This window comes from Bacteroides sp. NSJ-39, assembly GCF_014287315.1.
In the GTDB taxonomy this organism is placed as follows: domain Bacteria; phylum Bacteroidota; class Bacteroidia; order Bacteroidales; family Bacteroidaceae; genus Bacteroides; species Bacteroides finegoldii.
In genome coordinates this window covers 223,486-244,194 of the sequence record NZ_JACOOB010000001.1, presented here as the reverse complement: position 1 = coordinate 244,194, position 20,709 = coordinate 223,486, and the positions used below count along the sequence as shown (strand labels likewise).

The window sequence follows — 20,709 nt, the reverse complement described above, 5'->3', positions numbered from 1 at the left end:
AAGTGATCGGATTTCACTCCTATCCGGATGCTCCAGCTTCGTGCGCATATCTATCGAAACGTCATCGGCATATATTCATTATCAGTTGTGAGTTCAAAGTGTCACACAATAACAGGGAAATCGAAATTAATACCATGCAAGAACAGCTTTCAGCCAAGTTACAGGAAGAATTTGGGGCGCCATGTGAGTTCGGCTCATTGTCGTGTGAAGATGTCGCCACGTGGCTTTTAAATCGTTTTCCAGAAATGTCGGAAGCTAAAGTACTGGAGGACGGTTTCGGTGGATCCATTATTCAAAGATAATCTGAAAGTCCATTTTGCCGGATGCGAGAACCTAGACAAGCTAACAGCACTTCATTCTGTCGGAGTTAAATACTTCCTATTTACTTGCTATCCATTCGTAAAGCAAATGCTGAATGGGAAACTTTCTAATAGGAATAGGAACAATATCATTCCTTCATTAGTATCTTCCCTTGGTGAACATGTAATCATGGATTCTGGGCTTTTTACTCTGATGTTTGGAGCTGATAAAGGAAAGCGAGACGAAGCATTCCTGTACACTTGGATGTTGAAGTTAGTTGATTTCGTGAAGGAAACGGGCTTCAAAGGTACATGTGTTGAAGTAGACTGTCAGAAGATCCTCTCTCCTGAAATGGCATGGTCTTTTAGAAAAGAAATGAAACGACTTCTTCCCAATAACAGGATAATCAATGTCTTTCATTTGGAAGATGGAAAGGAAGGTTTAAATCGTATGATTGATTTCTCCGATTACATTGCGATAAGCGTTCCAGAATTAAGAATACACAAGAGTTGTACCTATAAAACAGATGTTGCTCATTTGACTAGGTATATCAAGCAAAGAAAGCCACAAATTGACATACATCTGTTAGGGTGTACCGAATCGAAGATGTTGAAAGAGAATCGCTTTTGCACAAGTGCTGATAGTACGACGTGGAGTGCAATCGTAAGATGGCCGAAATTGCCTTTTGTCATTAATGGGAAAAAGATACCGAAGTATATCGGAGATTTGGATGAATCTAAACTGTTGGAGTTTTATGCCGAAAATGTGGATCAGCTAATAACTAAATATAGATTCAACTCCTGTTCTAAACTCACGTTGGCAAAAGTATGTTTAGCAGGCGAGTTAAGCCTGCACGAATATGATTATTTATTAGGTAACCAAAGATGAAAATTATGTATACAGTAAAAAAGCGTATTGAGATTTCAGCTTCACATAGCTTGAAGCTATCCTACGAGAGCAAATGTCAGAACCTGCACGGGCACAATTGGATTATAATTGTTTGGTGCCAGGCAAAAGACCTGAATTCCGATGGAATGGTAATTGATTTCAGTCATATCAAACAAAAAATACAAGATAAGTTAGATCACAAGAATCTGAATGAGGTTCTTCCATTCAACACAACTGCGGAGAATATGGCAAAATGGATTTGCGGTCAGGTACCGGGATGTTTTAAAGTAATGGTACAAGAATCAGAAAATAATATTGCGTGGTATGAAAAAGATAAATGAGATTTTTTATAGTATTCAGGGAGAAGGTTATCGTACTGGTACTCCTGCTGTTTTCGTTCGTTTCTCCGGATGTAATTTGAAATGCCCCTTCTGTGATACACAACATTCTTCCGGAAGAGAAATGTCGGATGAGGAAATTATCAAAAAGATTTGCTTCTATCCTACTCGCTTCGTTGTTTTGACCGGTGGCGAGCCGGGATTGCAGGTAGATCGAAAGTTTATCAATAAGCTCCATCAGGCAGGGAAGTTCGTTCAGATAGAAACAAACGGGACCGTCCCTATTCCAAGAAACATTGACTGGGTGACTTGTTCGCCTAAAGAAGGCAGCAAGGTTATTATAGTCAATCCTCATGAAATAAAGGTCGTATATACAGGACAGGACCTATCAGCCTATGAAGCAATGACAGCAGCCGTGTATTATCTACAACCATGCTCCTGCCAAAACACAGAAGAAGTTATTAACTACGTAAAAGAACACCCTAAATGGAAACTAAGTCTACAGACACAAAAGATATTGAATATGCAGTAAGAACAATCTTATCGTACATTGGTGACAATCCAGAACGAGAAGGATTAAAAGGAACACCGGAACGTATTGTTAGAATGTGGAAAGAACTATTTCGCGGGTACGATCCAGAACAGGCGCCAAAAGTAACAATTTTCCCAAATGGTAAAGATGGATTATCCTTTAATAGCATAGTAGCAGACTCTGGTACCTACTACTCAATGTGCGAGCACCACATGATGCCCTTCTTCGGAAAGTATTGGTTTGCCTATATTCCTAATCCAGAAGGAAGCATATTAGGTATCTCAAAGATTGGCCGTGTTATCGATTATTGTGCAGCCCGTTTACAGGTACAGGAGAGATTAGCTCAAGATGTCGTTATGATGATAGTGGATGCACTCGGAAAAGAACACCCACCGCTAGCTGTTGGAATAATTATGGAGGGTGAACATCTCTGCAAATCGATGCGCGGTGTGAAAAAAGCAGGAAAAATGCATTCTTCGTTCTATTTTGATAATGGAAAGTTGCCTGAATTGAAGGCTGAATTATCACAGTTTGTTAGTTATGGTTAATTTATGACAGAGAAGAAGAATCCGGCTGAAAAGAAAAAAAGAGGGCGTAAATCGGAATACAGAATAGAATTCTCCGATCAGGCCTTAAAGCTTTGTTTGTTGGGTGCAACGGATAAAGAGCTAGCCGAATTCTTCTCTGTTTCCGAACAAACATTGAACAAATGGAAAAAGGACTATCCCGAATTTCTTGAGTCCCTAAAAAAGGGAAAGAATATTGCAGATGCTAATGTTGCATCCCGTCTTTATAACCGTGCCATCGGCTATGACTGTAAAGCCACCAAATTCGCAACATCAGAAGGAAAGATTACTGATTCAAAAGAATACATAGAGCATTATCCTCCTGATACAACGGCTGCAATATTTTGGCTGAAGAACCGGCAGCCGGAGAAATGGCGTGACAAGAAAGAAGTTGATGCAAATGTGAATATTGGTGATGAACTGGAAGGATTGAGTGACGAACAGTTACAGTCTATTATTGATGGTAAAGAAGAAAAGTAAAAGAGAAATATTGATTCGTAAGGCGAAAGCTGCTACCATACTCCGCAAACGAATAGCAAAGAAAGACTTTTGGGCGTTCTGTTTATACTATGATCCGAAGTTTTTCTCTAAACGTCTGTTCCTAAAAAAAGTCGCTGAAGCGTTCATGCGTGTGTATAGCTCGTATTCTGCGGGTATAATCTACCGTCTTGCTGTCAGTATGCCACCACGTGCCGGAAAGTCTTATATATCCTCTCTTTTCATCGCTTGGATGTACGGCCACTTTCCCGAAGAATCTGTAATGCGTAACTGTTGTTCTGACACGTTATACAACAAGCTCTCTTATGATACCCGCGATATTGTCAAATCAAAACGTTATCATGAGATATTTACTGAGATTCACCTAAAAGGAGATAAACAGAATGTCAAAGGTTGGAATGTAGAAGGTGCTCGGCAGGTAAGCTACTTCGGTGGCGGTGTCGGCGGTACTGTGATCGGATTCGGTGCTTCTATGCTAGCTATGACAGACGACTTGTACAAGAGCCTGGAAGATGCGTTATCCGACAATAATAACGAGAAGGTATGGTCTTGGAAACAAGGTACGCACGATTCACGTATTGAAGGAAGCTGCTGCATGATTGACATCGGTACACGCTGGTCTTCTAATGATGTCCTCGGACGCATGGAAGAAGCCGGCAAGTACAATGAAATCATTCGTATTGCCGCCCTGGATGAGAACGACGAAACTTTCTGTGCCGATGTACATACAACAGAGTACTACAAGGAACTACGTTCTGAAACAGACGAAAGTATCTGGATGGCCGAGTATATGCAGGAGCCCTTCGAAGCCAAAGGCCTATTATTCCCTAAATCTGCTCTCATGCGTTTTAAAAGTGCTGATATCGCAGGAAAGAAACCTGATGGTGTTATCGGTGGTTGTGATACGGCAGACAAGGGAGATGATGATTTTTGCGCACCATTCGCAAAGGTATTCGGGCCGAAGTACTTTATTACGGATGTACTATTTACCAAGGCCCCTGTAGAAGTTACAGAGCCGCGCCTGGCTCAAATGGTAATTGATACCGAATGCGACCAGATGCGTATTGAATCAAACAACGGTGGACGCATATTTGCTATCCATGTCCGTAAATTGGTAACGGCGGAAAAGAAAGCTTGCATCATACAAGCCCGTCCTACTACACAACACAAACCAACACGAATCATTATGAAGGCCGGTTGGATAAAGAAGTACTGTGCTTTCCTCGATGAATTGGAATACACCAAAGGTTCGGATTATGGCCGTTTCATGAAAGCTCTTACCAGTTACAAGCGCGAGGGTGATAACGCTCACGATGATGCACCGGACGGAATGACAATACTCGCTGAGTTTGCCGAATCACTCGGTCTGAAATTAAAAACTTCAAATCGCAAGGTAGGACGTGGATAATTGTTTATGGTACGCTTTTTGTATTTTGATTATAATATTAATTTAAAAAATAATATTATGTCGACAACAAATTTTGATGAATTTCTTCACGGAGTAAATTTGGATGATTACAATGAAATTTATGAATTAGCAAATGCTGCTAGTCAAGGAGAAAATGGTAATTATTATGAAGTGACCCAAGATGGGGATAAAATCTTTATTAAATGTGTCTATGCTGATATAACTTTAGCTTTATTGTCAGAAGCGGCAAGAAATGCTTTTATATCAAAACTGGAGCAGGATTATATGGATGGTATGGACCAAGAAAGTTTCTGGGGGTATAAGAGGGCTTTGGAAAAATCTGATGAAGAGGATGCTAGGCATGGCATTTAAGAGTTCTTAGATTTATATTGGCAGAGGATGCTGACAAATTGTCAACATCCTCTGCCAATTATTGGAGTATATTTTGTCTGGCATTATATTTTAAGAGAAAAGTATATGCCAGATATTAAGGATATTCTAAAGAAAGATGACTTTGGTAGCATAGTAGGTGATTTATGCGTTGATACACGCGAGAACCGCAATCCTCGCGAGTATATGGAAGAATACGATGGCGACAGGACTCGACGTAAAGAATCTGTCGGGTATCGTGAACGGAAGAAGATTGCTGTATATTCGGAAACAGAAAAAGAGGTTGATGCCGATACAGGAGAAGAAAGACCTAAGAGACTAGAGGATAAAACTGTAGAAGTCGCTCAAGTAGTGACTAATCTACCCAAAAAGATAGTTCGCACCTCTGTTGCCTTTCTGTTTGGTGGTGAAATGACTATCACAGCCGAAGATTCAAACGACGGTTTCAGCGAGTTTAAAAAGGTCTACAAGCGTAAGCTCAAGATGCAATCAGTATTAAAAGAGTTTGCCCGCAAGGTATTGTCTGAAACCAAAGCTGCTATTGTTTTCTATCCGGTTACCCGGGATGATGGTAAGAGTCAGCTAAAGGTTAAAATCCTCTCTACTCCCAAAGATAGCAATACCGAATGTGAATTCTATCCGCATTTCGATGAAGACGACGATATGGACGGCTTTCTCTATAAATACAATGCAGAGGTTAATGGTCGTACTTGCGAATGCGTGAAGATATACACGAAAGATACTATCTACTCCGGTGTTATGGATGGCGTTTGGCTAGTGAAAAAGACAAAAAATCTTTTCGGTAAGATTCCGGTAGTATATGCCGAGGTCGATTGTCCTGATTGGGACGATGTTGCTAATTTGATGGATAAAAAGGAGATGAGACTTTCCCGTCTGTCAGATACAAATGATTATTTCTCTGAACCAATTTTAAAAACCTATGGCCTTGCAAATCTACCGAGTAAAGAGACAGTTGGCAAGGAATTGAACTTCGGAATAGAAATAGACCCTGATACCGGTACGTCGTATCATGGTGATGCCGATTACTTAGCATGGCAACAGTCTTGTGAATCCGTTACACTCGAACTTAACCAATTAGATGATGCCATACACTCCGGAGCTTCCAGCCCTGATTTATCAATGAATAAACTAATGGGATTAGGTAACTTAAGCGGGACATCTCGCCGATTTATGCTGATTGATGCAGAAATAAAAGCCAGTGAGCAGATGGAAATCTTCGGCCCTGCTGTTCAACGTACCGTGGCAATAGTTCAAGCAGGAATGGCTAATATTACACATACCAAGTATGCGTCACAGCTAAATGATAATTTTATTGAGGTGGAGTTTGGCAGTATTCTCCCACAGGACCTGGCTGAAGAACTCAAGAACCTCGAAACTGCTTCTCAATTCAATAGCAAGGAAACGATTATAAAGAATTCACCATACACTGACGATGTGGAAACAGAATTGAATCGTAAGAAGCAAGACGAAAAAGAGACTGCACAAAATAATTCATTTATTGGAGCAACTTTATAATTTATGCCCGGACTTTCTTTCTACGATAAACAACATATACAGAAAATTGCTGCACAGCAGGCCGTAATAGCCAATATCTTTAATCAGTTTATACTTTCTGTTTCCCCGTATCTCCGTAAATGGTCTGATGCGGGAAAAAATAACGTGTGGATACAGAATCGTAGCATTGAAAATGCCGTCGACAAAGAGCTACTGACATTGGAATCATTGCTAATTAAAAATATCGAATCGTTTCAGTTCGATGCATGGAAGCGGTCAGATATGAAGAATGACGATTTCATACGTGAGTATATCAAAGGAATGTCTATTTCATCGGTTGCCAAGGAAGGTATGTTCACACACAGTATGTCTGCTTTTTCGGCCTTTCAGAAGGAGGTAGATGCTCAAGGGTTGCGATTATCTGATAGAGTTTGGAACATAGCACAACAAACGAAATCTCAATTAGAGTTCTATCTTGATAGCGGTATTGCTGCTGGTCGAAGTTCAAATGAGATTAGTCGCGATATGCGGCAGTTACTAGACAAGCCGGACAAACGCTTTCGCCGTGTACGAAACGACGAAGGTAAGCTTGTATTATCTCGTCCTATGAAAGACTACCATCCGGGACAGGGTGTGTATCGTAGCGCCAAGATGAACGCTCTCCGGACATCTGCAACAACCACAAATATAGCTTACCGTAGTGCAGACTATGAGCGTTGGAGTAAGCAGGATTTCGTACTAGGTATCGAGATACAACGTTCGGCCAATAATCGCGGACCGTGCAAAATCTGTGATGCGATGGTCGGAAAATATCCGAAGACATTCAAGTTTACAGGCTTCCATCCTTTCTGTATCTGCTTCGCTACTCCTATCGTAATGGAACCGGATAATTTAGCTGATTTCCTGCTGAATGACACAGTTCCGCACGAGCAGATTATTACGGATATTCCCCAGAAAGCAAAGGATTTCGTCAGTGAGAATAAAGATGGATTGCAATCGGCTTTTTGGTATAAGGATAACTTCACTAAGGATGGAGATATCAATGAGCGTATAAAGATTGCTATTAAACCAGAAAAGCCACAACAGCTTGTAATTGAGCCTAAATATACCTTCAAAGAAAGTAAGAGCATAGAAGAAGCACAGGAGTTTGCACGTCAATTCTGTCAAAAAAACATGCTTGACCGTACATTCAAGGGAGAGATTAATTACAAAGGTATATCCGTCGATAATGCAAACGAAATCAATAAAGTACTCGCAGATGTTTTCAATCAATTAGATATGCCTAAAATTAGCGGTATCAAGGTTATATCACCAACTTCTGTACAGGGAAAAAAGGCTTTTTCTGATGGTGTAGATGCTGTTGCCTCTTATAGTCCAGTTGACGGAGGTATATTCTTGAATAAAGATATCTTAAAATCACCAAAGGCTTTTGCTGAATATATGCAAAAGTCACAAGATGCATGGAGTAAAGTAATGGAGAATATAGACCGATTAACTCCTGCTCAAAGAGCAATAGCTATGCGTTATAAAGAAGCTGGTCGGTCATTGGTAGATGAAACTTTACAAGGATGTATTCGTCATGAAATAGGACATCATGTACAATGGAAGATGTTACCAACTAATTTGAATAATGAACTAGGTAAGGAAATGAGCCTGTATGCCAGTAAAATTTCTGGTTATGCTACATCAAGCAAGTCTGAGTATTTAGCTGAAAGCTTTGTCGCCTATATGCGGGGTGAAAAGGCTAATATTGACCCCAAGTTAGTGGAATTTCTTGATTCTAAGTTTGTATCCAATTCGGTCGTCAAAATTGTACCAAAGAAAATCAAACGCATCAAGACCGATATAGAGAAAAATGATATTCAGAAAAGATGGGATGAACGATTTGTAAGAAACTTCAATCAAACCAAGATTGAGCAAAAAATTGGCATCAAGAGAGGTGAAGAAATGACTTTCGAAGAAGCTAATGAACTACGGGGAAATATAAACTTCGGTAAAGGGAATGAATATGGTGTAAACTGTCAATCTTGTGTTGTTGCTAACGAGTTGAGACGACGTGGATATGATGTAACAGCACTGCCTAATCTTGAGAAAAAAGGGAATATTCCCCATGAGCTCTCAAAAAGAACTAACTGGGCATGGATTGATCCGAAAACGATGGTTATGCCTGAAAAAAAGACAGCAGGTGGCATATATGATATAACCAGAACAGGGGCTTTAAAAAGCAAAAGTATAAAAGAGTTAACCAAGGAACTAGTCGAACTAGTAAAAGAGCCAGGAAGATACCATATTGATTTCTCTTGGAAAGGTCGAAATTCGGGGCATATTATTACTTTGGAAAAATCACTTGATGGAAAAATAGTCATATATGATCCACAAACTGGAAAAATAAAAAATTGGGGAGAACTATCAAAGGAAATAAGCCTGAAATATGGAGTCAATGTACTACGTGTGGATAATCTTCTAGTAAATACTGATATTATTAACGGAATAGTGAAGAAATTATAGCAGTGTCTCTGAATATCCTTTTGGCATAGAAGTCATTCCCATGATATCTGTCGATTGTGTATAAGGAGCCAGTGTAGCAACGCCATCTTTTACAAGGATAAACCGAGGATAACCAATACAACGCCCTTCATCTTCTTTCCGGGATGCTGTATATGCCAAATAATCGTTCCACTCTCCATAGTAGGAAACTTGGTCGAATCCATTTTGAAGAGCGAGTGCTTTAGCTTTGACTTTATATTCTTTCTTCTTATCCATATTGCAAATGTATGCATTTGATTCTGAAATAAAATATATAAGCAGGAAAAATTTACTCCCTTTATATTTTAATAGAAAATCGTTATGACAATCATTGATGCAATTAAAAAGGGATTGAAAGCCGCAGGTGTAAACGAAAAGTACGCTGTAAAGGTTCAGAAACTCTTCAAAATCGAAAAGGAGGAGGATATTGATACTTATATTGCCTTGTTCAAAGACAATATTCTTCCTGATCTTGAAAACACATCCGCAATAGAAAAAGCGAAAAAGGATGCTATTTCCGAGTATGAAAAGAGCAATGGTTTAAAGGATGGCAAACCTATCAAATCGGCTAAAAAGACTAAGAAAACGGTAAAATCCGAAGACGATGATGAAGAAGACGATAAAGACGAGGACGAAGACTTCGAAGGATTGCCTGCTTCTGTTGTTAAGTTATTGAAAGCCCAACAGAAACAGATTTCCGAGTTGGCTGCATCTGTCTCTACTGTCGCTTCAACAGTCACAACTTCTACAAAACAAGCATCTGCTAAAGCGTTATTTGCAGATTCTAAACTCCCTGCAAAATGGTTCAACCGTATTGATGTCAACTCGGAAACCTCTGTTGAAGACCAGATTAAAGAGCTTCAGGAAGAATATGCCGAAATCAAACAATCTGTTATTGATGATGAGATCGCCGGTGGTGATTACAAGCCTAATTCCTATAAGCCTAAAGAACGTACCGAACAGGATTGGTTGAAGTTAATGGAGGACGAGGAAAGCTCTGATAATGGCACTGCTAGCCTTGGTCTGGAAGAATAATTATTAATATTTAAAGCTATGTTCAGAAAAAAACAAAGTGAATTTCAGTATGCTCCCGGTATCGAAAAGATTATCGAGGACATTCAGGGCGGTGGAACTATTGCCCGCGCGGAACTGAAGGAAATCATCGACGAGCTTCCTCCGCTTGTAATCGTGGGTAAAGATGCTAATGGTCTTTACCATGTAGTTAAAACCGGAAAAGTTACCGCTGTCGCGGCTGCCGATGCTGTTGCTATTCAAATCGCAAAGAATCATGTGTTCAAAGTTGGAGAAGCTGTTACAATCGGCGGTGCTTTAACCGGCGCTTCTGATGTAATCTCTGCAATCGACAAGACCAATACGGCTTATGACACGATAACTCTTGCCGGAGCTATTGGAGCCGCAAAGATGAATGATGTGTTGGTTCTCGTTACCGCTAAAGCTGCTGCCAAAGCTGCTAAGTTCAAATATACCCCGGAGGTTATCACTATGAACAAGGTTGATGTGACCGTTGCTAACCAGCAATCCGGACTCTTGGTGCGTGGTACTGTTAATGAGGCAGTAATGCCCTACCCTGTTGACGACGCTATTAAAGCGTTGCTCCGTTTTATCCGTTTTGTCTAATCCATTAAAATAATGATATATGGAAAGAAGTTTAATTAAACAAGTGAACCGTAAGAACATGGGAGCACGACTTAACTCACGTAAGGTTAAGCCGGTCTTCTTCCCTAACTTTTTCGGTGTAAAGCAGAAAGATTCTCTGAAATGGGAAACTTTGACTGGAGAGAAAGGTGCTCCTGTTATTGCAGACGTTATCAGCTTTGATTCTTCTGCACCGCAAAAGAAACGTGAAGTTGTAGGTAAGATGTCAGGTGATATCCCCAAGACTGCCGTTAAGCGTGGTATGAATGAAAGCGACTGGAACGAATACCGGCAACTTAGCCGTGATTGTGAAGGTGATTCGGATTTGAAATCTATCCTTGACCTCGCTTTCAAAGATCAGGACTTTGTATATAACGCTGTTCGTGGACGTTTCGAATGGTGGTGCATGCAGTTGTTATCCAAAGGTGGATTCATCCTCAATTCAAGCAACAATAACGGTATTGTTACCGAAGAATTTGTCGGTTGCGGTATGCCTAACACGAACAAGATAGTATCTACCGAGGACTGGGCTAAGTCAGCAACAGCCGATGGTTTGCAGGATATCGAAGATACCGTAGTCGCCGCTTCTGCCGAAGGTGTCACTATTAAATACGTAGTGATGCGTAAAGACAGATTTGCTTTATTGAAGAAGCAAAAGGCTGTTATTGAAAAGGTAAAAGGCTGGATTAATCAGAAAGAAAAGCTGACTATCTCCAAAAAGGTTATTAACGAGTACCTTTCCGGACAAGAGAATACAGAAGGCGTTCAAATCGTTCTTGTAAGTCCGTCTGTTCGTATAGAGAATGCCGCCCATCAACGTACAACAGTAAACCCGTGGGAAGCAAACAATATCTGTTTCCTGGAGGATTTGCAGTGTGGCGATATCCAGCATGGCCCTATCGCAGCAGAACATTCGGTTGAATACAAGAAGAAAGCTACCACGCTGAAAAAAGACTTTGTTTTTATCAGCAAATGGTCTGAGTTAGAACCATTCAAGGAATGGACTAAAGCGGAAGCTAATGCTATCCCGGTTATCAATGACCCTGATGCAATGTACATCATGAAGACTGATGGTAAAGCATGGGCGGAAGGCGAAGATACTGAAAAAACAGACGAAGACGGTTATTAATTATTATTATGGCAACAATCAGAGAAACAATACTGGAATATCCTTCTGTTGGGGATATGGAAGGCTTCTTGGAGAATGTAGTCTTTGTAAAACGTGATGTTAATCCTGAAGATAAATGCACTGCTGAAAACATGAAGTCGGTCGGTCTTTGTGTCGCTGATACGTACGCCATGATGGTAAATTCGCAAGATTTCAGTGAAAATAAGCTTTCCATCACTCATCCCCGTTCTTTCTATATTCAGACTGCAAGACAGTTATATATCGAGAATGGGGAGCCGGAGAAAGCTGCTAAACTTGGGAAACGAATCATTATCAAAGGAAGAGCTGGTAACAGATGGTAAAACGGTATCCACATACAGCAATAGTTACTATTGAGGCTAACGGGCGCTTAGTTGATGGTGAATGGGTTCCTGGGAAACCGGTTGAAATATCTGTCCCCGGACGCTACGACCCGGTAAGCGATGGAAGAATTGTTTTAAAACACAATTCGGCTGGTGATGAAACACAGGTACATGGCTATTTCTACTCCAAAATGCAACCGCCGACAGACAGTAAGTTCTTGCGTTTGAAAGTTGCATCAAAGGGTATTGATGTACCGGTTATTTGCTGGGAACCCTATCAATCACATTCAATTATCAACGTATGAGAAATGGCATGACTCCCCTATTTGACCAAAAGTCACTAGAACGATGGTTTGAGCAATTTCAAAGTAAAGCAGAATATAAGACGCTTGTTCTCCTGCAAGCAGGAGGTGAAAAGTTTATCGAAGTAGCCCGCCGGAGTGGCTCATATAAAGACCAGACTGGTAATCTTCGTTCCTCTATCGGATATATAATTGCAAAAGATGGGGAAGTTGTCAAGGAGAACTTCAAGGAAAGCGACAAAGGGACTGATAAGACAACTGGTAAATATAAAGGGCGTAGGCTTGCAGAAGAAGTATCTCTGTCTCATACCGGTGGTTATATATTGGTTGGTGTTGCAGGTATGGAGTATGCGGCAGCCGTTGAAGCAAAAGGATATGAAGTTATTTCAGGTGCTAATACGCAATGTGAGAAATATCTAAGGGATACGTTGAAATCAGTTTTTAGCAAGATTTGATTATGGATGAATTTGACGCTATAGATATAGTTTATAATGCTGTGGCCGCTGCGGACACCGATATTGTGATTTACAAGGACAAATCGGAAGCAGGTGTTGCTAGTGAACATATTGTTATTAATCACCTGCAACTGAATGAACTTGACTTTATTAATAAAGTGCCTGTCAATATCAACATCTTCGTTCCCTTGAATGATAATGGGATGAACCGACGTCAACGAATGAAAGAATTAAAGCGTAAGGTACGGAAATCGCTTGATTCAATCAACAGTAACGACGGCAGATGTAAAGAAGTAACAGTCATTTGGAGTGTTCCAATACCGGAACTGAAAGAAGGATTTTCGTGTGTAAATATTAGATTAGAAATTTTAATTGACAAGTAATTATGGCAGGAGAAGTAAGACCTATCGCCATGGGCGTAGGAAAAATTAAGTTTGGAACAGTCGGTGACGGAGTTCCTGGAACAGACCTCAAAGAATTTCCATTGCCTTTCAAAGGCAGTGTGGCATTTAACTTTGCCGACCCTAAAGAAGTAAAGATTGAGACGGAAGGGAGCGATGAACCTCTATATGTTGAATTTGTAAAAGACACAACGGACTATATAGAGTTCTCAATTCCTACTCCCTCTAATGAAGTAATCAAGGATTTGGCGGGTGGAGAGATTGAAACGACTGGAGGAAAGAATATCTGGAATAAACCTCTCAATGTCCCTTCCATTTCAAAAACGTTCCAATGCGAAACGCTACCTAAGGATGGCAAAAAGGTGGTTTATACCATTGTTAATGGAAAAGTCAGTTCCAAAATTTCGCAAGCTCCCGGTTCAGAGCAAGCCGAATTATTGCTTGTACGTGTATATGTCCAAGCAGCTATTACGATAGCCGGAGTTAAAAAAACTGCATTTATGCGTGAGGTAGTAACTGTTACCGAAGAGGGAGCAGCGTAATCATTAATTGGATTCCTGTATAGCTAAGTTGGCAAAAGCACTACATCGGTTATGTAGAGACCGGCGGTTCGAATCCGTCTGCAGGAGCAAACTATTGAAGGATGGAGCTGAAAGTATTGAAGGTTAGTTGCAAATGGCTTGAAATATTGCCCGGAAGTACAACGGGCTAGGCTCCTTGGATTAATTATGAGTATAAAGAACTTATTTCAGCAAGAATCGGAATCTGTAACGGGCCAGCCCGTCAAAATTCCATTTGATTTCACTAACCGAGATTCTATCCCTAAAGGGAAAAATCCCGGCGATTGTATTGTAATAAAACCTATCACTGTCCGGACATGGTTCCGGATTCGTCCCCTTCTACTTAACATAGAGAAAGACGACATTGAAAAGATGATCGTAAAGACAGGGGAACTGACAAATAATTTCCCGGAGATGATGAATAAGTATGGAGAACTACTTCTCGACATTGTTTGCCTAGGCATACACAATAAATCAAGTGAACCGCCGGGATGGTTTAGAGATGTTCTTGCAGACAATACCACATGGGAAGATATACGCATTTTACTCAATGCGATTATATACCGCATAGGATATCACCCTTTTTGCACCTCTATCACGATGCTTCGGAACGTGAGCCCCCTGGAAGAGACGGAGATAATAGCCGCTCGGAAAAACTTGCAAAGCTGGAAAGTTACAATCCAAGCAGATTCTTAGTAATCGCAAAAGAAGCGCTAGGATTAACTTTTAAAGAAACGCTGGATAGTAGCTATGAATTAATAGAAATGTTACTGCAGGAGTACTCATTTATGATGAGAGAGCGTAATAAGACGCCGGATAAAGACGGAGAAATAGAAGGTAGAGATTTTGAATGGGTAGAACTACCCTCCTTCGATAATCCAAACGAAAAAGTCCGAATGAAAAAATATCACGATATCGGCGGAAAAGTGAAAAGTTAGATAAATTGTTGCTATATTTATATATTAAGTGAAATCTGATTTCTATAAAATTTGGTTTAGAGTTATTTTTATGCGCCCCTGTGTCTGCGAAGATATGGGGGATTTTTATATTTATAGAAAAAGGCTATCTCTTCCCTATTCTTTCCGACCAAGGAACATAATCTTTCATTTACACTAGGGATTATGCAGTAAAGGGAATTGATAGCCTATATTGTGATATAGTAGGCTTGTCAACTCCCTAGAGTAAAATAAAAAGTTGTTCCTTGGTCTTAGAACAGTGCAAAGATGCTGATTCTTCTTGAAACAGCCAAATTTTGTCACTATTTATATTTTAAGAATAAATGCTATATGGGTATTCAGAATAAAGACGGAGCATTATATTTCGCAACCGGAATAGACAATTCAGGGCTATATTCCGGGCGTCAGGAAGCAATGGGAATAATCAAGGCTATGGCTAGTGAGATTACCTCTTTTGACGTGTTTAGTGGTATTGGTATCAGTGCAGGAATTGCCTTTGCAAAAGCGGCTAAGGGAGCGTATGAGTTTGAGAAGCAGTTCCAACAGAGTATGAAGGAAGTCGCCACGCTTTCAAGCGGAATAAAGGGAAGCCTTACCGACTACATGAATCAGGTAGTAGATATCACCCGGACTATTCCCGTTGAAGCGAATGAAGCTGCGAAAGCACTATATCAGATTGTTTCTGCCGGCCACGATGGAGCAGATGGTATGAAAGTTTTAGAAGTATCTGCAAAAGCTGCCGTTGGTGGAGTTACCGATACAGCAACAGCAGCCGACGCCATCACAACTCTTTTGAATGCTTATAAACTAGATGTGTCAGAAGCTGAAAACCTATCAGACCAATTATTTACGACTGTTAGACTTGGTAAAACTTCGTTTGGTGAGCTAGGTAAGAGTATTGCACAGGTCGCACCTGTTGCCGCAGCCTATGGTGTGGAAATAGACCAAGTATTGGCCGCTGTTGCTACTCTTACAAAACAGGGAACACCTACCGCCCAAGCAATGACTCAAATACGTGCTTCCATTATTGCAGTATCCAAGGTACTTGGTGATGGTGCTTTTGATAATAGAACCTATCAAGAAGCTTTGGCAGAGGTTGCTAGACAGGCCGGAGGTTCAGAATCAAAATTGCGTGAACTAGTTCCGGAGGTTGAAGCTGTTAATGCAGTTCTCGGTTTAACAGGGATAAATGTCAAAGAAGCCGCCGGGCACCTTGAGGAAATGCAGGATGCAACAGGTGCAGCAGAAGCAGCCTTTAAAGAAATGGCTTCATCTGCAGAAAATCAAATGAAACTTCTTGGCAATAATATAACAGCCGCACTTCGCCCGTTAGGACAAGGAATCTTAAAGGAAATATCCAGTGCAGCGGAATCCATGAATAAAGCTTTTGAGAATGGAAGCGCTCAAGAATCTTTGAAAAACATAGGTGCTTTAATCGTAGTCGTTACGACGGCTCTTGCTGGTTATAAAGGAAGTATCTTGGCTGTAAGTACTGCTAAACAAGTATTTGCAACAGTTACAGCTATTGTCAATAAACAACGTGCTATTGAAGCGGCCAACCTTGTATTAACCAAAGGTATGTATGCCATTGAAGCTACAATGATTGCAAAGAATACAGCTGCTCGCACTTTACTAACCAAAGCAATAAAAGCACAAACCATCGCTCAATTAAAAAATGCTGCAGCTATGTTAACGAATCCCTATGTATTAGCCGCTGCTGCATTTGCCGGACTTGGATATGCTATTTACAGGTGTGCTACGGCGGAAACGGACTCCGAAAGAGCTATGAGAAAGCATAATGCCACTATGGAGACTCAAAAAAAGAATTTGGATGATTTGAAGAGTAAAGCAGATGGGTTTCTTTCTGTTATTAGAGATGAAGCGTCAACTCAATCTGAGAAGCTAGAAGCATACAAACAACTTCAATCAATTATGCCCAACGTTTTAAAGAATCTTGATTTAGAGAAACTTAAAACCATGGAATTAACCGATGTAAAAAGATTGCTCAATGAGGAAGCATATAAACAATATGCTATGGGTATCAAGGTTAAAGCAGTGATGAAACAAGAAGAACTAGATTCAATCAATTCACGTCTTAAAAAAGTAATCGATGAGCAAGCAGAAGCTCCAAGTGGTCAAAAAGCTGCCATCATTCAGAAACTTCAAGAAGACAAGAAAGTGGCTGAAGAATCCGTTCGTCTTGCCAAAGAAGAAGTTGAAAAAATAAACGAAATTCAGAAGAAAGCGAAGGAAAAACAAGATAAAGAAGATAAAGAAGCCGCTATTCAAAATAAAGCCTTTTGGACCAAGCAAAAAGATGATGCAACGAAAGCATTAGATTCAATATCTTCAGCACAAAAGAAGCAAATGGATGCTGGTAACTTCAAAGGTATAGATTCTGCCGTTGTTACTGCCTACAAAGAAAATGTCAAGAAGTTAAAGGAAGCCGAAAAAGAATTAAAAGTCTATGATTCATCTTCCAAGCAGGACGATCAAGCTCACAAGCTCCGTGAAGAACAGGAAAAATATAAACTCCTGTTAGACCAGCAGAAGCGCGAGCAGGCACGGATAAAGGAAGATTCTGCTAATGAATTGGAACAACTTGAAATCGATAAGCTCAAAGAGAGTAGCGAAAAAGTTCTGAGGCAAAGAGAACTTAATCATCGTATGGAGCTGCAAGCTATCGAGCGTGAAACAGAAGATAAAAAGTTAAAGCAATTTAATGCCGCCCGTTCAGCTTTCGAAGCTAATCCTCAAAACAAAAAGAAAATCTTCAATACATCAGAATATATCAAGTCAGAGCCAGTAAAGAAACTGTTTGCCGAATTTGATAAAGTAGCTAATGAAAAAAAGGAAACTACAGATTTAAAGTATAACCGTGGGGATGATTTAGCTGATTTGCTGAATCAGTATCAAGACTATACGGACCAACGTCTTGCTATTGAACGAAAATTCAATGAAGATATTGCCACCTTGCATGAACAACGTAAGCAAGCAGTTAAGAATGGAGATACAGAACAGGTTGAACAGATTGACCGTTCCATTGCACAAGCTACTAAAAACAAAGGAATGGAGCTTATGAGCTTGGATTATGACAAGTTAAAAGAATCACCGCAATATGTTCGCGCATTTGAGAACCTGAAAGAGACTTCGACGGAAACGCTTAATTCCCTGCTTGAACAGCTAGAGAATGCTAAGCAGACGGCGGCACAAGTCCTGTCGCCGGATCAGCTAAGGGAATATACAAGTACTATTCAATCCATCATGGATGAACTGGATAGCCGTAACCCGTTTCAGTCACTATCGGATAAGAAAAAGGAACTGGCGAAAGCAGAGGAAGAATTGGCACGGGCACAAATTGAGCTAGAGAATGCCCGCCAGACAGCCGAAGCGGTGAAAGGAGGTGCGAAGATTGAGAACGGAGTGAAATCCTCAAAATACAATCCAAAGACCGGGAAAATTGATTCTACCAAGGCCTATTTATCCGAAGCACAAGCTTTGGAACAAGTAAGGAAGAAAACAGAGAATTACAATGCGGCAAAGGATAAGGTTATCAAAAAGGATACACAAGTCAAGAAGTCAGAGAAAGAAGTTAGAGCACAGATTTCGGAGTTGGCCGATACTATTGATGAACTTGGCAAAAGCATTGGCGGTCCGGCCGGAGAGATCATTTCCCTAATTGGTAGCATAGGGACATTTACCATGACGGCCATGTCCGGCGTAGAAGCTGCCGCTAATACGTCTGCTAATGCTATCAGCACCGTTGAAAAAGCATCAGTTATCCTTGCGATAGTCAGTGCTGCCGTACAGATTGCAACCAAGATTTTTGATATGTTCGGAAAGGATGATACGACGGAGAAGTACGAGAAAGCTAAAGAAGCGTATGAATCTTATATTAATATCCTTGACCGTGTTATCGAGAAACAATTGGAACTAGCTGAAGCATTGACCGGAGATAACGCAAATACTGCTTATCAGAAGGCTATTGATACGATAAAAGAGCAAAGTTCAAATGCTCGTGTATTAGGCAGGCAGTATTTGGATTCCGGTGCATCCCGAAAGTCGCACTCTAAAGGTTATAATGAAGTTAAAGACATGTCATGGGAGGGTTGGAACCAAGCGGCACAAACGCTTGGAATGACAATAGACCAATTTAAAGAGAAAATGAACGGCCGTATGACCGGTCTATTTGATTTATCGGACGAAGAGATAGCAAAGTTACAGGAGAATGCCGGTATCTTCTGGTCTCAACTGGATTCCGATACGCAGAAGTTTGCAGATCAGATTGCAAATGGAGTTGGTAAGATTTCCGAAGTGCTGGAACAACAAATAGCTGATACTACCCTTCTCGATGCAGAGACACTCCGTTCCGATTTTCAAGAGTTACTTACCGATATGGATAATGATTCAGCAGATTTTGCCGGCAATTTTGAAGAATACATGAAGAATGCTATTCTCAACTCCATGATCAAGGAAGAATATATGCAGCAGTTAGAAGACTGGAGGAAGAAGTTCTATAATGCAATGGACGATGGAGTGACGGAAGATGAGTATAACGCACTGAAAGAAGAAGGTCAACGGATAGCCGATGCAATGAAAGCCAGACGAGACGACATGGCCGACATGTATGGTTGGGCAGAAGATGACACAGAGCGAGAAGCGTCTCAAAAAGGTTTTGATTCCATGTCACAAGATTCAGCGGATGAACTGAACGGAAGATTCACTACTATGGTAACACATACCTATTCCATTAATGAGGGTGTAAAACAAATACAGTCCACTACGGATAAAATAGTAGAGAAACTTGTGTATTTATCAAATCTCGATAAAAATATAAGCGAAATGACTAAATATAATAATACGATTATCACGCATTTGTCAGATATCAGTAGTAACACCGCCCGCCTGGAAACAATTGAAAAGACAATGTCTTCTATAAAGACTGGCATCGATACACTGAATACTAAGGGCATAACATTGAAGCGATGAAGGGGCAACTATTAATAGATGGAATAGATATATATGCTGTTTATGGCGTATGTACCATAAAGGGAAGCTACGATAACCTTGTGGCTTTCCCTCCTATGAAAGAACTGGATAAAAACGATTGGCCGGAAGAAGACGGGCAAGAGTTTGATTTGAGTAATCCAGCTCTTAATACTAGTGAAGTGAGCTTAGAATTCGCATTCAAAGATGATTTAGGATTCGGTGCCTTGATAGATATACTTTCGGATATGGGATATCACGATTTCTTATTTCCACTTCTTGGAAGAACCTATCGTTTGCGTCTCTCTTCGCAGAATAGTTACTCTATATACCAACATGTAGAGATAGCGAAAATCACCTTCTCTAATGACTTCCCGCGCGAAAGTGATTATATTTATCAAGAGCCTATAAATTCAATTCCTTTACCAAAAGGTTATGAAATAGACGATAAGGACCTATCAGACTATGGTATTGCAATTTTGAAAGGTAGTAATGCGGAAATACTCAAAGCATCGGCAATCAAAAAGAATTTATTGCAGAATTTCAAGTATCAGGATGGAGCAGTCTACGACGGTGAATATGTGAAGTTTCAAACAAAAGAGGTAGCTCTCAAATGCCTGATGAGTACTCCGGACGTATCAACATTCTGGCGCAACCGGGATGCCTTTCTCCACGACCTTACTAAATTGTCTGCCAAGACGGACGAAGAAGGATATGAGTATTTGGATGCGGAGCGTATATTTTACTGTGAGGAGTTCTTCGAGCACTATCCCTGCTATTACAAAAATTGCAAAACAACGAATTTTATATTGATGAATGGTGGTGTATGGTGGGAATTTACCTTGAAGCTCGTATTTACAGGATTCCGGACTAAAGAAACAGACTATATGCTTGCGGCAGAAAGTGGAGAGTTGATAATTACAGAGAACAACGAATATTATATTGAATTGATTTAGATAGAA

The 20,709-nt window shown here is 40.4% G+C and carries 22 protein-coding genes and 1 tRNA gene; 22 read left to right on the top strand and 1 reads right to left on the bottom strand.

The features are described 5' to 3' along the window. The first annotated feature begins 2 nt into the window (after positions 1-2). From H8S63_RS01240 to H8S63_RS01195, 10 genes are all read left to right on the top strand, one after another. The gene (locus H8S63_RS01240) at positions 3-302 is read left to right on the top strand and encodes a hypothetical protein (protein WP_186925490.1); all 300 of its coding nucleotides are present in this window, start codon (positions 3-5) and stop codon (positions 300-302) included. Then, entirely contained in the window at positions 280-1,188 is a 909-nt protein-coding gene (locus H8S63_RS01235) for a hypothetical protein (protein WP_186925489.1), read from the top strand. The genes H8S63_RS01240 and H8S63_RS01235 overlap by 23 nt, the downstream gene beginning before the upstream one ends. Positions 1,189-1,193: 5 nt before the next feature. Next, positions 1,194-1,529 carry a 6-carboxytetrahydropterin synthase QueD gene (gene queD, locus H8S63_RS01230; RefSeq protein ID WP_186925488.1) on the top strand — a complete coding sequence of 112 codons (336 nt, stop codon included), beginning with the start codon at positions 1,194-1,196 and terminating at the stop codon, positions 1,527-1,529. After that, entirely contained in the window at positions 1,513-2,058 is a 546-nt protein-coding gene (locus H8S63_RS01225; RefSeq protein ID WP_186925487.1) for a 7-carboxy-7-deazaguanine synthase QueE, read from the top strand. Before queD ends, H8S63_RS01225 begins: the two co-directional genes overlap by 17 nt. Next, the gene (gene folE, locus H8S63_RS01220) at positions 2,013-2,606 is read left to right on the top strand and encodes a GTP cyclohydrolase I (RefSeq protein ID WP_186925486.1); all 594 of its coding nucleotides are present in this window, start codon (positions 2,013-2,015) and stop codon (positions 2,604-2,606) included. The genes H8S63_RS01225 and folE overlap by 46 nt, the downstream gene beginning before the upstream one ends. A gap of 3 nt (positions 2,607-2,609) precedes the next feature. Then, positions 2,610-3,104, top strand: a complete 495-nt coding sequence (locus tag H8S63_RS01215) for a helix-turn-helix domain-containing protein (protein ID WP_186925485.1) — start codon at positions 2,610-2,612, stop codon at positions 3,102-3,104. Beyond that, complete coding sequence (gene terL / locus H8S63_RS01210) at positions 3,085-4,530, top strand: phage terminase large subunit (RefSeq protein WP_186925484.1); 1,446 nt, start codon at positions 3,085-3,087, stop codon at positions 4,528-4,530. The genes H8S63_RS01215 and terL overlap by 20 nt, the downstream gene beginning before the upstream one ends. Positions 4,531-4,587: 57 nt before the next feature. After that, positions 4,588-4,902, top strand: coding sequence for a hypothetical protein (locus tag H8S63_RS01205; RefSeq protein ID WP_186925483.1), 315 nt, complete (start codon positions 4,588-4,590; stop codon positions 4,900-4,902). A gap of 105 nt (positions 4,903-5,007) precedes the next feature. Further along, positions 5,008-6,456 (top strand): phage portal protein, encoded by a 1,449-nt coding sequence (locus tag H8S63_RS01200; RefSeq protein ID WP_186925482.1) that lies wholly within the window; start codon positions 5,008-5,010, stop codon positions 6,454-6,456. A gap of 3 nt (positions 6,457-6,459) precedes the next feature. Continuing rightward, complete coding sequence (locus H8S63_RS01195; protein WP_186925481.1) at positions 6,460-8,943, top strand: toxin glutamine deamidase domain-containing protein; 2,484 nt, start codon at positions 6,460-6,462, stop codon at positions 8,941-8,943. Here the strand turns inward: H8S63_RS01195 and H8S63_RS01190 are convergent. Continuing rightward, a complete protein-coding gene (locus H8S63_RS01190; RefSeq protein ID WP_186925480.1) occupies positions 8,938-9,198 on the bottom strand; it encodes a hypothetical protein in 261 nt (86 codons plus the stop codon). The genes H8S63_RS01195 and H8S63_RS01190 overlap by 6 nt on opposite strands. Positions 9,199-9,282: 84 nt before the next feature. Between H8S63_RS01190 and H8S63_RS01185 the strand changes: the two genes are divergently transcribed. The 12 genes from H8S63_RS01185 to H8S63_RS01130 all read left to right on the top strand — a co-directional run bounded on the left by H8S63_RS01185 (position 9,283) and on the right by H8S63_RS01130 (position 20,703). Next, positions 9,283-9,996 carry a hypothetical protein gene (locus H8S63_RS01185; RefSeq protein WP_186925479.1) on the top strand — a complete coding sequence of 238 codons (714 nt, stop codon included), beginning with the start codon at positions 9,283-9,285 and terminating at the stop codon, positions 9,994-9,996. An 18-nt stretch (positions 9,997-10,014) separates the two neighbouring features. Next, positions 10,015-10,599: a hypothetical protein gene (locus H8S63_RS01180; protein ID WP_186925478.1), complete on the top strand. Its 585-nt coding sequence runs from the start codon at positions 10,015-10,017 to the stop codon at positions 10,597-10,599. A 19-nt stretch (positions 10,600-10,618) separates the two neighbouring features. Next, on the top strand, positions 10,619-11,746 hold the full coding sequence (locus H8S63_RS01175) for a major capsid protein (RefSeq protein WP_186925477.1): 1,128 nt from the start codon (positions 10,619-10,621) through the stop codon (positions 11,744-11,746). Between the two features lie 8 nt (positions 11,747-11,754). Next, positions 11,755-12,087, top strand: coding sequence for a hypothetical protein (locus H8S63_RS01170; RefSeq protein WP_186925476.1), 333 nt, complete (start codon positions 11,755-11,757; stop codon positions 12,085-12,087). Next, entirely contained in the window at positions 12,081-12,392 is a 312-nt protein-coding gene (locus tag H8S63_RS01165) for a hypothetical protein (RefSeq protein WP_186925475.1), read from the top strand. Before H8S63_RS01170 ends, H8S63_RS01165 begins: the two co-directional genes overlap by 7 nt. Next, positions 12,389-12,844, top strand: a complete 456-nt coding sequence (locus tag H8S63_RS01160; protein WP_186925474.1) for a hypothetical protein — start codon at positions 12,389-12,391, stop codon at positions 12,842-12,844. The genes H8S63_RS01165 and H8S63_RS01160 overlap by 4 nt, the downstream gene beginning before the upstream one ends. Before the next feature lie 2 nt (positions 12,845-12,846). After that, a complete protein-coding gene (locus H8S63_RS01155) occupies positions 12,847-13,227 on the top strand; it encodes a hypothetical protein (protein ID WP_186925473.1) in 381 nt (126 codons plus the stop codon). 2 nt (positions 13,228-13,229) lie between these two features. Continuing rightward, complete coding sequence (locus H8S63_RS01150) at positions 13,230-13,787, top strand: hypothetical protein (RefSeq protein ID WP_186925472.1); 558 nt, start codon at positions 13,230-13,232, stop codon at positions 13,785-13,787. Positions 13,788-13,800: 13 nt separating this feature from the next. Then, positions 13,801-13,874: transfer RNA gene (locus tag H8S63_RS01145), tRNA-Thr, on the top strand. Between the two features lie 455 nt (positions 13,875-14,329). Next, positions 14,330-14,743 carry a hypothetical protein gene (locus H8S63_RS19880; protein WP_229099156.1) on the top strand — a complete coding sequence of 138 codons (414 nt, stop codon included), beginning with the start codon at positions 14,330-14,332 and terminating at the stop codon, positions 14,741-14,743. A 348-nt stretch (positions 14,744-15,091) separates the two neighbouring features. Beyond that, on the top strand, positions 15,092-19,750 hold the full coding sequence (locus H8S63_RS01135) for a phage tail tape measure protein (protein ID WP_186925471.1): 4,659 nt from the start codon (positions 15,092-15,094) through the stop codon (positions 19,748-19,750). Further along, a complete protein-coding gene (locus tag H8S63_RS01130) occupies positions 19,747-20,703 on the top strand; it encodes a hypothetical protein (protein WP_186925470.1) in 957 nt (318 codons plus the stop codon). Before H8S63_RS01135 ends, H8S63_RS01130 begins: the two co-directional genes overlap by 4 nt. Positions 20,704-20,709 lie beyond the last annotated feature (6 nt).

What these genes read in the sequence shown, in the direction of transcription:
- queD (WP_186925488.1), top strand. Translation starts at nt 1,194, where the DNA reads ATGTATACAGTAAAAAAGCGTATTGAGATTTCAGCTTCACATAGCTTG.
- H8S63_RS01225 (WP_186925487.1), top strand. Translation starts at nt 1,513, where the DNA reads ATGAAAAAGATAAATGAGATTTTTTATAGTATTCAGGGAGAAGGTTAT.
- folE (WP_186925486.1), top strand. Translation starts at nt 2,013, where the DNA reads ATGGAAACTAAGTCTACAGACACAAAAGATATTGAATATGCAGTAAGA.
- H8S63_RS01215 (WP_186925485.1), top strand. Translation starts at nt 2,610, where the DNA reads ATGACAGAGAAGAAGAATCCGGCTGAAAAGAAAAAAAGAGGGCGTAAA.
- terL (WP_186925484.1), top strand. Translation starts at nt 3,085, where the DNA reads ATGGTAAAGAAGAAAAGTAAAAGAGAAATATTGATTCGTAAGGCGAAA.
- H8S63_RS01205 (WP_186925483.1), top strand. Translation starts at nt 4,588, where the DNA reads ATGTCGACAACAAATTTTGATGAATTTCTTCACGGAGTAAATTTGGAT.
- H8S63_RS01200 (WP_186925482.1), top strand. Translation starts at nt 5,008, where the DNA reads ATGCCAGATATTAAGGATATTCTAAAGAAAGATGACTTTGGTAGCATA.
- H8S63_RS01195 (WP_186925481.1), top strand. Translation starts at nt 6,460, where the DNA reads ATGCCCGGACTTTCTTTCTACGATAAACAACATATACAGAAAATTGCT.
- H8S63_RS01190 (WP_186925480.1), bottom strand. Translation starts at nt 9,198, where the DNA reads ATGGATAAGAAGAAAGAATATAAAGTCAAAGCTAAAGCACTCGCTCTT.
- H8S63_RS01185 (WP_186925479.1), top strand. Translation starts at nt 9,283, where the DNA reads ATGACAATCATTGATGCAATTAAAAAGGGATTGAAAGCCGCAGGTGTA.
- H8S63_RS01180 (WP_186925478.1), top strand. Translation starts at nt 10,015, where the DNA reads ATGTTCAGAAAAAAACAAAGTGAATTTCAGTATGCTCCCGGTATCGAA.
- H8S63_RS01175 (WP_186925477.1), top strand. Translation starts at nt 10,619, where the DNA reads ATGGAAAGAAGTTTAATTAAACAAGTGAACCGTAAGAACATGGGAGCA.
- H8S63_RS01170 (WP_186925476.1), top strand. Translation starts at nt 11,755, where the DNA reads ATGGCAACAATCAGAGAAACAATACTGGAATATCCTTCTGTTGGGGAT.
- H8S63_RS01165 (WP_186925475.1), top strand. Translation starts at nt 12,081, where the DNA reads ATGGTAAAACGGTATCCACATACAGCAATAGTTACTATTGAGGCTAAC.
- H8S63_RS01160 (WP_186925474.1), top strand. Translation starts at nt 12,389, where the DNA reads ATGAGAAATGGCATGACTCCCCTATTTGACCAAAAGTCACTAGAACGA.
- H8S63_RS01155 (WP_186925473.1), top strand. Translation starts at nt 12,847, where the DNA reads ATGGATGAATTTGACGCTATAGATATAGTTTATAATGCTGTGGCCGCT.
- H8S63_RS01150 (WP_186925472.1), top strand. Translation starts at nt 13,230, where the DNA reads ATGGCAGGAGAAGTAAGACCTATCGCCATGGGCGTAGGAAAAATTAAG.
- H8S63_RS19880 (WP_229099156.1), top strand. Translation starts at nt 14,330, where the DNA reads ATGGGAAGATATACGCATTTTACTCAATGCGATTATATACCGCATAGG.
- H8S63_RS01135 (WP_186925471.1), top strand. Translation starts at nt 15,092, where the DNA reads ATGGGTATTCAGAATAAAGACGGAGCATTATATTTCGCAACCGGAATA.
- H8S63_RS01130 (WP_186925470.1), top strand. Translation starts at nt 19,747, where the DNA reads ATGAAGGGGCAACTATTAATAGATGGAATAGATATATATGCTGTTTAT.